This is a genomic window from Frankia sp. CcCS3 (genome assembly GCF_977927575.1).
Genome location: NZ_CDWRCL010000300.1, coordinates 2,194 through 4,457, shown reverse-complemented (window position 1 = coordinate 4,457; position 2,264 = coordinate 2,194). Strand labels below are relative to the sequence as shown.

Below are 2,264 nucleotides of genomic sequence, written 5' to 3'. Positions count from 1 at the left end.
CTAGAATGGATCCCCCGGTATGTGGCGGCTGATCCCGAACTGGCAGACCCGGATCGTCGGGGGATTCCGAAATTCTGGGATATGAGGGTCCGCGACACCGTGGTAGAGATCATCCCGCCGGCCGTGCCCGAGCACTTCAAGCACGTTTTGGCGGGCTTGGCCAGCCCTGACGACGACCTGCTGGACCAGCTGATGAGCGGGCAGTTCGCCTACCCGGGTCCGGTACCCGAACGGACCATCGCCCAGCTCCCGGTCAGTCTGCCGCCGGCGGGGGAACTCGCGGAGGCGGCCGGGCGCAGCCGGGTCGTGGGGCAGCTTCGCGCGTTCGTCGCCTGGGTCGGCACGGATGGTCGGCCGTTGACAGCCGCCGGAAATCTCAGGCCGGCCGACGCGCGTGAGCTTGTCGACCTTCTCGATACCGGCGAGCAGGGCCTGCGGGTACGCAGCACCGCCGAGCTGCCCCACCTCAACCTGATCTTTACCTGGGCGAAGAAGACCCGCCTGGTGCGGGTCAGCCGGACGAAGCTGGTGGCGGTGGCCAAGGCGCGGCCGCTACTCAAGGACGCCGAGGCACTGTGGCAGCGGGCATTCGAGACGTTCTTCGAGCTGCGGGACGCGGTGTGTCTGCCGATCTGGACGGGCAGTGGCACCTCCCTGCTGTACGACGTATACGCCGAGGCGGTCCCGGACATGCTCAACACGATCTACAGCCTGCCGGATCCGATGCCGATGGCGTGCCTGGAGGAGGCGGTGTGGCAGTCGTGCCGGCAGCAGTTCCGCGTCGACGCCGGAAGCCCCCTGCAGCAGGGCGGTTGGCGAACACACCTCGGGAGAGACATTAAACGTGTGTTCGATGTGCTGGCCGCGCTGGGCGCCGTGGAGAGGACGCGCGGGCTCGCGGACGAGAAGTTCATCGCCACTCTCGCGGACGACGTCGAGACGCCATTCGCGGTGGAGCGGTCGATTTCCGGCCCGGCGGCGGCCCGCCTGCGCGCGGAGCTCGCCCAGCCCACCGAGTTGGTGGCGCTGACCGCGCTGGGCACCCGGGCCATGCGTGGGCGGCTGCTCGCCGAGGGACGGGAGGCCGGCCTCGTCGGCGACCTGGCAACCGCACAGCCCGCCGAACTGCTGGGTGTGATCGCTGAGCACTACACCCGGGAGACGGGTAACGCGGAGATCACCAACTGGCTGGCCGGGCACGGCGGTGACGTCGAGCCGCTGCTGGACGCGGTGCGGGTCTGCCCGTTTCGGACCAGGGCTGCGGCGATGCTGAACGTGCTCACCTCGGCGGTGCCGGCCGGGGCGGAACTCCTGGACGGGCTGCGCGACGACCCGGTACTGGCCCCGCTCGCGGTGACGGCCCTGCTCGACCGGGGCGCCCTGCAGCCGGAGGACCTCACCGATCGGGAGCAGGCACTGGTCATGACCGAAGGGTTCCTGCAACTGCTGGAGATGGGCGGGCCTGAGGTCGTCCGCGAACAGATCGAGGAGATGGCCGGCGACCTGGCCGGCCTGGACTTCGCGGAGCTGCTCGCCATAATGCGCGGCTGCGGACATCCCGGTGCGCCGACGTTGCGGGACTTCCAGGCCCTCGTGGTAGATCCGGGGTAGCCGGAGGTCGCGAGAGCGAAGGTGAACAGGTCAGTCGGGCTGCGACGGACCGGGCAGGACGATACGGAACGCCGCCCCGCCGCCCGGGGTCGGGCGGTATTCGACCCGCCCGCCGTGGCGGCGGCGACGGAGACGTACATCGCGGTCCACAGCAGCCGGTTGACCGGGTGACGGACGAAGTCCTCACCGGTCTCCGTCTGGACCAGGTGGGGAGACCATCGGGCCGGGTGCCGCGCCAACCCGCAGGCGGGAGTCACCAGCAGCTACGAGTGGACCGGCTCAGGACGCCCGGGCGTGCTTACGAGCGGTAGCGGCATGTCGCAGGTCGCCACGCCCGCAGTATCCGTACTCGACCCGTCGCCGCCACACGGTCAGCCGGCAGTGGTCCGCCTCAATCGTCCAGGTACGGCGTTCGACCCGATCCTCGATCTGCACGGGCCGCGAGGTCACCGGCTCGTTCGCGCGCAGATGAGCCCAGTTGTGCGCCGCCTCCCATTCCGGGAAGGTGGCTACCAGTTCGCCATCGCCGTCGTAAACCTGGAATTGGCGAGTCTTCATTGTCGCGCCTTTCGGTGATTGTCCGATAATGATGAGCGGGATCTGCCCGCCGGAGCCGCCGCGGAAGAAATCCCCTCCCCCCCCCCCCCCCCCCC

Annotated in this window: 2 protein-coding genes; one reads left to right on the top strand and one right to left on the bottom strand. The window is 69.6% G+C overall.

Annotated features, from left to right (window positions below; genetic code table 11):
- Positions 1-1,611 (top strand): hypothetical protein (locus AC08OQ_RS18250; RefSeq protein ID WP_476612241.1); only part of this gene is annotated, 1,611 nt, incomplete at its 5' end.
- A 279-nt stretch (positions 1,612-1,890) separates the two neighbouring features.
- On the opposite strand, the gene AC08OQ_RS18245 is transcribed toward AC08OQ_RS18250, so the two are convergent.
- Positions 1,891-2,169, bottom strand: a complete 279-nt coding sequence (locus AC08OQ_RS18245; protein ID WP_476592003.1) for a hypothetical protein — start codon at positions 2,167-2,169, stop codon at positions 1,891-1,893.
- Between the last annotated feature and the right edge of the window lie 95 nt (positions 2,170-2,264).

What these genes read in the sequence shown, in the direction of transcription:
- AC08OQ_RS18245 (WP_476592003.1), bottom strand. Translation starts at nt 2,169, where the DNA reads ATGAAGACTCGCCAATTCCAGGTTTACGACGGCGATGGCGAACTGGTA.